The organism is Aporhodopirellula sallentina SM41 (assembly GCF_000346505.1).
Lineage (GTDB): Bacteria > Planctomycetota > Planctomycetia > Pirellulales > Pirellulaceae > Rhodopirellula > Rhodopirellula sallentina.
The window spans coordinates 1-7,270 of sequence record NZ_ANOH01000409.1; the positions used below are offsets into that span (position 1 = coordinate 1).

General features: G+C 55.8%; 4 protein-coding genes. 2 read left to right on the forward strand and 2 right to left on the reverse strand.

Going from position 1 to position 7,270, the window contains the following annotated elements:
• Positions 1–194: 194 nt before the first annotated feature.
• Positions 195–2,621: a putative secreted protein gene (locus RSSM_RS26635; protein WP_008687078.1), complete on the forward strand. Its 2,427-nt coding sequence runs from the start codon at positions 195–197 to the stop codon at positions 2,619–2,621.
• A gap of 231 nt (positions 2,622–2,852) precedes the next feature.
• On the opposite strand, the gene RSSM_RS26640 is transcribed toward RSSM_RS26635, so the two are convergent.
• Entirely contained in the window at positions 2,853–3,533 is a 681-nt protein-coding gene (locus RSSM_RS26640) for a helix-turn-helix transcriptional regulator (protein ID WP_008687079.1), read from the reverse strand.
• A gap of 249 nt (positions 3,534–3,782) precedes the next feature.
• On the opposite strand from RSSM_RS26640, the gene RSSM_RS26645 reads away from it, so the two are divergent.
• Entirely contained in the window at positions 3,783–4,742 is a 960-nt protein-coding gene (locus tag RSSM_RS26645) for an alpha/beta fold hydrolase (RefSeq protein WP_008687080.1), read from the forward strand.
• Between the two features lie 230 nt (positions 4,743–4,972).
• Here the strand turns inward: RSSM_RS26645 and RSSM_RS26650 are convergent.
• Positions 4,973–7,270: glycosyl hydrolase (locus RSSM_RS26650; RefSeq protein WP_044303738.1), on the reverse strand; the 2,298-nt coding region annotated here is incomplete at its 5' end.

Below are 7,270 nucleotides of genomic sequence, written 5' to 3' on the forward strand. Positions count from 1 at the left end.
GATGCAGAACTCTATGCACTTGAGGAAATTCTCAGCCCCACAATGATCTCGCGTCATGCGGAGCAATGACCTACCAACCCAAACACACCTAGCATTTTCGAGTCCCTGAACCCTCGTACCAGGTAGCGAAAGTCGCCGAGACTTTCGGCCGTGCGCCCCCCTTTCAACTTCAACGATCCGTTTCTAAGAGCTCGATGAACTTTCTCAGTCGCATACTTGTCTTGGATATCTTCCTGTGCCTGACGACCACTGGAGCGTTTGCAGATACCACGCTGATTGGTCTGAACCTTCCAGACAAGAGTGTTCTCGATGGCGATTTCGCTGACGTCCACCCTGCCCCTTGGCGATCCGCATTTCAATCACCGCACTGGACCACCCGCGCCGTCAAAGGCAACGGAAAAGTTGGTCTCGCATCCGGACGCATGATGAATGACGGAGTCCCTGTGGTTGTGATCGAGTCGCCGGTACTCGATCACACACCACTGAAGAAGCTCTCGGAGGGAGAAGTCCTGGCGTGGCAATTCGCTTCCAACACAGAGTATCCCTGCGATGGCCGAGTGAGCCTTGCCCTGGTGTTCGAAGATCAGGAAAGGATTGTTGCCAAACGCGTCAAGGTTCCCAATGGCCCAGACGAACCAGAAGTCTATGAAGGGTTCTACACGGTAACCGATGAGGACGCTGCGTTGGGGATGCCCCGCGTGCGTTTTACTCTGGAATCAACGCACGGCATCAAGGTGTACATCGATTGGGTGGACTTGAAGGTAATCAGTGACCCATCGGCCACAGTGCAACTGGCTGCAAACGCCGTGGACTCACAACTCGAACTCACCTGGAATGGAGACGCCAAGTTACCTTACTCAATCTACCGCAGTTCAGATGCCAGGACCGGGTTCGAGAAAATTGCCGACGGCATTGACGGGAACCACTGGGGCGACACCTCGGCGATCAGTGGCAAAACTTGGTTTTATGCCGTCAAGCGAAAATCATCGACGTCAAACGTTGCCCAAGGGCGCACTGTCGACACGATCGCTCCCGCAGCGCCAACGATGGTCAAGGCTACCGATGACGATTGGGTAACAAAATTGTCTTGGTCGAAGATCGATCCCGACATCGCCTACTTCAAGGTCTACCGGAGCGACGACGGCGGCAAGAACATGGTCTGCATCGCGCCGAAGGTTACCGGCACGCAGTTTGTCGACGACCTGCCGGTCAAAGGCCAAGCCAACACGTACGCCGTGCAGGCGGTCGACTTCAGCGGCAACGAGAGTCCGCTTTCCGATACCGCTGAAGCAACAACGCGCGCCGTTCGTGGTGCCTCGTTTAGCGATCTCATTTTACCGATGCCTATCCACAAGCAACTTCGCTCCGATGTCTGGGGCGGAGACAACGTTTTACCTCGCGATCCTGACAATGGCGTCGAAGATCCGTTTTGGAGCTACTGGGGCGGCAAAGTCATTAAGGATCCGGCGGACGGGAAATACCATATCCTGGTGGTGCATTGGCCCGAGAACGATCGCAAAGGCCATTGGGCGTGGCCGCATTCGACCGTCGCGCATGTCGTATCGGATAATCCAACCGGCCCCTACCGCGTCGTAAAAGATCTGGCCTATGACCATCAAAATGGCAGCGGACACAATGCCAACATCATCCCGCTCAACGATGGTCGATACGCGCTGTACTCATTGATCCATTTCGTGCCGAAGATTTTCACTTCCGATACGATGAGCGGTCCGTGGAAACTCGAGGGCGAAATCGAGATCAACTACGACAATCCGCTTGTCGACCACAAACGCGAAAACCGTTATCGAAACAACCTCACTGGAATTCAGCAACCCGACGGCAGCGTGCTTATCGCGACCAAATCGGGTGCGATGATGCGCAGCAACAACGGGCTTCTCGGGCCCTACGAAGTATTAAACCGCGACGTGAATCATAACACGACCATTCCCAAACACCTCCGAAGCAACTATGAGGATCCGGCGTTTTGGTACGACGGTGTGCAGTACCACTTGTTGATCAACGCCAACTACACACGTCAAGCAGTCTACTTTCGATCACCTAACGGAATCGACTGGAAATACGAGACCGGATTCGCGTTCACACCGACGTGCACCGTATACGAAGACGGCACACGGACGTTCTGGGATAAAGTCGAACGTCCCAACGTACTGCAGGACGAATTCGGCCGGGCAACTCACCTGTCGCTGGCTGTCATCGATTCACCGAAGGAAGATGACTACGGGTCAGACATTCACAGTTCCAAGCATCTCATCTTGCCGTTGGTCGTCTACAAACGAATGACGATGCTCAATGACGCCCCCGTGTCGGAGAGCACTCACGAGATCCGTGTTGTCATCCATTCGGAACAGGGATTCGATCCGGCCAAAGACCTGAATCTACCTTCGCTTCGGTTCGGCGCGTCCGAGGCAGTGAACTTCGGTGGCGGTTCCAAGCTGATTCGCTCCGCCCCACATGACGACGGACTGCTGTTGGTTTTCGAAGGAGCAGGCAACGGCATGACTCAAAAGAACTTCGTCTGCAAGTTGATCGGCCGCGATCAATCCGGCGGGTTGATCGTTGGCTACTCGAAAACGCACCGTGACTCGCGCGATCATCGTTGACCGGATAAGCGTAGCGAAAGCCTGACAATTGATTTCCAACTACGTAGGGTATGCTCTGCATACCTTCTCCAACAGAGAGAACATCACGATGTGAAGCTCGATGTACTCCGATGGAATCGCTGGTGTGAATTCGGCTTTTTTCGTGCCGATCATGACATACAGGTCTATCCGTCCGTTGCTACCAACAGAGCGGAGGCGGGGTTCTGGGGAATCTTGTTTTGGTGCAGCGAGCTAGGCTTCTGATTGCTTTCGCATGTCGTCGAGCGTTTTTCCCGTTTCGTTTTCGAAACCTTGGTCAAGCACCTTCATGTCCTGCATGCGATCCAAACGAAAGTGGCGGAAGTCCTGACGCAGTTCGCACCAGGCCGCCACCAACCAATTGGGTGCGAGGAAGATCAAAGAAAGTGGCCGGACTCGGCGGGTCGTTTCGCTGCCGGGCCGGTCGATGTAGCAGAACTCGACCACATGCCGAGTGCGAATCGCTCGGCGTAGCGATGTGAAGTCGATCTGCAGCGCTGGCTTTCCTGGGCTGGGATAGGAATAGGCAGTGGTTTGGCGAATGTTGTCGCCGAGTGAGTCGGGCAACACGGCAGTGATCCGGTCGAGCGCTCGCCGAGCCGCTTGAGCCATCGCGGGGTCGGCCCAGCTTTGAACCATCTGAGCCCCCAATGCCAAAGCGTCGAGTTCTTCACCATCGAAGAGCAACGGACGCACCACGTAGTCCGAACTGAGCAAATAGCCAACCCCGGCTTCTCCGCTCAGTGGCACCCCCGACGCTCTCAGGTCGGCGATATCGCGATAGATTGTGCGAACGCCAACCTCCAACTCCTCCCCCAACTCCTTGGCAGTGACGGCTTCGCGGCGGGCTTTGAGGTACTCGACGATCCGAAACAGACGATCCGCCCGACGCAATAGAAACTCCTCAAATGCGATTACTTTTGAATTTTCTCAACACTACTGACAGTAGGCTGTCAGTAGCCTTCTGTAAAGTTGGCCGATCAAGCAACCGGGCAACGCCACAGGCCAATTCGCCCCCACGTTTCGGTTCACCGTTCGTCACAAGAGACGCCAAACAACAAATCGCAGACTCGACGGCAGCCGGCTCAACGAGTAATCAGTGTGTTGTCCCCCTTTTAAGTACCTCAAACAGATCGCAAAAACATGAAGTCCCACACAATTCATTTTCCCGAGCCCACCCTCGTCGATGTCAACGGCATCGAACTGGAAGTGTTCGAGGCTGGACAGCAGAACACTGGCAACCCAATCGTTCTTTGCCACGGCTGGCCCGAGCATGCGTACTCGTGGCGTCATCAGGTGCCGGCTCTTGTCGACGCAGGCTACCATGTCATCATTCCGAACCAACGCGGGTACGGCAACTCATCGTGCCCGGCGGAAGTCACTGAATACGACATTGAGCATTTGACCGGCGACCTGGTCGCACTACTCGATCACTTCGGCTACGAAAACGCCGTTTTTGTCGGACATGACTGGGGAGCGATGGTGGTTTGGAGCTTGGCACTGTTGCATCCAGACCGAGTTAGCAAGGTGATCAACCTCAGCTTGCCGTACCAGGCACGTGGCGACGTCCCGTGGATTGAGTTGATGGAACAGCTGCTGGGAAACGACTACTACTTTGTTCATTTCAATCGACAACCTGGCGTCGCCGATGCTGTCTTCGATGAGTACACGCACCAGTTCCTTCGCAACTTGTACCGCAAGAACGCACCGCCACAGGAACCAGAACCTGGAATGGCGATGATGAATCTTGCAAAAGCGGAATATCCACGCGGTGAACCCATCATGAGTGAAGATGATCTCGCCGTATTTGTTGCCTCGTTCGAATCAACCGGGTTCGCCGGCAGCATTCACTGGTACCGAAACCTCGACCGCAACTGGCACCTGTTGGCCGACGTCGATCCCATCATTCAACATTCTTCGCTGATGATTCATGGCGAACGCGATCTGATCCCACCGTCCGACACCCTGGACCAGTTTGTCCCCAATGTCGACGTCGTCACCCTCGATTGCGGCCACTGGATCCAGCAAGAGTTACCGGAAGAAACCAACGCAACCATCCTCGCGTGGCTGAAGCAGCAGGACGCGAACAACGCGTGTCCATAAGAATATGTGCCATGCGGAGCATAACCTACTGACCCGAGACGAAACAGGTATTTTCGATTCCCTGATGCGTAGCGAATGTCGCCAAGACATTCGGCTTCACCACCGTCGACCTGCAAGGCCGAAACTCTTGGCGAGTTTCGCTACAAAAGGCGTGAAGGGCACGAGTGTTGCTTGGCATGGTGAACAACATGGCCACGGCAATGATGGCTATTGCCATCGATCTCGCTGCGTTATGGCGCGTCAAGCCGGGTTTGGTCGAGCGGTTCATCGCGAGTGATCCGAACAGGTCCGAGCAATCCGGAAGGTTCAGGCTCAGAAAACGTCCAGCGTCCTCGCAGTGTGGTGAAACTGTATCGTCCCGCTCGCATCGCCTTTCCACCCAGCAACCCGGTATCAAACTGCACCGTGCGGACGTCGGCGTCGCCGGGCTGACGATCACCGAGCAAGCGATTACGCCATCGGTTGGCGACTTCGATCACAAGCCGATTCTCACCTTTCAACAATGCTGAGGAAACATCGACTCGCCACGGCGCGCACCAAACGACGCCCAGGTCTTGGTCGTTCAGGCGAACCCTCGCCAAATCATGCACCACTCCTAGGTCCAAATAAATGGGCTGATCGGGATCAACCGCTTGGTCATAACGGAACAATCGGGAATACTCCGCGATCCCCGAATAGTATCGGATGCCACTCTCATCGTGACTTGTCCAGTCTTGAAGCGATTCGAAAGTGGTCGATTCTGGTCCGCCCGCGTTGGGATCGAACGATACGTTCCAAGGACCGTCAATCAAAGCGACGGTTCGATCCATGACGAGGTTCGAATCGGGTAAATCCTGGGACGCAGCCGAACTTTGCGAGAAGACGACGAAGTAAGATTGCCGCGGCGCGAACGTCTGACGAATCGTGAAAAAGTCCTGGTTCTTTTCGAATGCCAACGGTTTTCGCTGGCACGTGACCGGGTCCCACAACTCCGGCACGCGGCCCGAGGACGGGGACACGCGAAAAGTCATTGACGGATGGATGTTTTCGTCAGACTCGTTGGCAATGAAGTAGATGTCGCGGGAAGATGTGTGGCGATGAATGAATCGCACCGGCCCCGCGGTTTCGAAGTCCTTGCGAACGCCAAGTTGTTCGAGGATCTTTGCGGTCGCTTGGTAATCGGAATACCAGGACTGCTTTTCCTTGTTTGCGAGGTTGCTCGGGCGATCGATCCGCCGCGTTGACTCGCCGCCCCAATAAATCCGGCCCCTGCCGTGCTCGATCACCTGCACTTCGTCAGGAACCGAAGAGTCGCCCCACAGCGAACGAGCGATTCGCTGCACAGCGTCGTCGCACTGCGGGTAATCCATCAAGCTGGGTGATCGCTCGGGCGGAGCCCCCACCACGGTCGCTCCCTCGGCGACGAGCGTGTGAATTCGTTTCAGTAATTCCGGCGTCATGCTCTCGGCAAGCGGCATCACCAACAAGCGATAGTGAGTCCCCAAACGGCCATCGTCACCTCGAAATGCGATGCGATCGCCGACGACTTCCGCTCGCTCGATCAACATCTTGGACGAGCAAGCATCGAAACGATATCCACGCTGATCGGCCAATTGACCACTTCCATCCAGTGCGGTGTGAGGCGGCCGAAAGATATGAGGCACCCCTTCGGGTGTCAGATACAAAATGTCGGCCACATGCGTGCCTTGCCGAAGCAGATGCGAGCAACGTGTCACGTACTGGTGATAAGAATCCACCATCGGCCAAAAGGTTTGCCCGCGATCCCAATGCGTTCCGTACGGGCCCATGGTCATTCCCGGCCGATATTGGTCGCCCAAGGGCTTGTGAGCAAACGTGTGAAAGACCAATCGATTGATGCCCATGCAGAACGCCCAATCGGTCAATGTCTTCATCGCCCACGGGTGCTCGCGATACTGCGTGCGTCCGGTGAACGCTTCCGCAGCGACGATGGTTTTCCCTAGCACGTGCGCGATCGAGGTGGCTTCGACGCAACTGTACGTGGTGTCGTGGAAACCATGGCCCCAGAACTCACACATCGGCACGTCAGCGACTGCCCCCAAGTTCAGGTCGCTAGCCGGGTTCATGTCGTAAGGTTCGATCGAAAGCTTCAAGCCGTCTTGCCGAGCCAGCATTTTCATGTGCTCCGCATGATTGGCCAAGATCAGATCTTGGGACGTTTGCCTCACGTCCCACAGAAATCGCTCGGCAACATCACGACCTCCGACAAGGCGTCCGGCATAAGCCGGCAGGTAGGGAATCGGGTCATAGCCACGCAGTCGCCGAAATTGCGCAACGAAGTCATCCGTCCAGTTCTGGGCCCCCATCTCCCAACTATCAATGTGGATCGTCGTCACGCCGTGAACGGGCGAATCTTGTTCGACACGATCGATCAGTTTGCCGGCGTACTGGGAATAGTGATGATCCAACGCGGCCTTGTCGAACTTGTCGCATTCGAACCCCAGTCCGCCTTGCGGAGCCGGACGTGAAGTCGCGCCGCTGGTCCGACGAACCATTCGCAAGATCGTCCA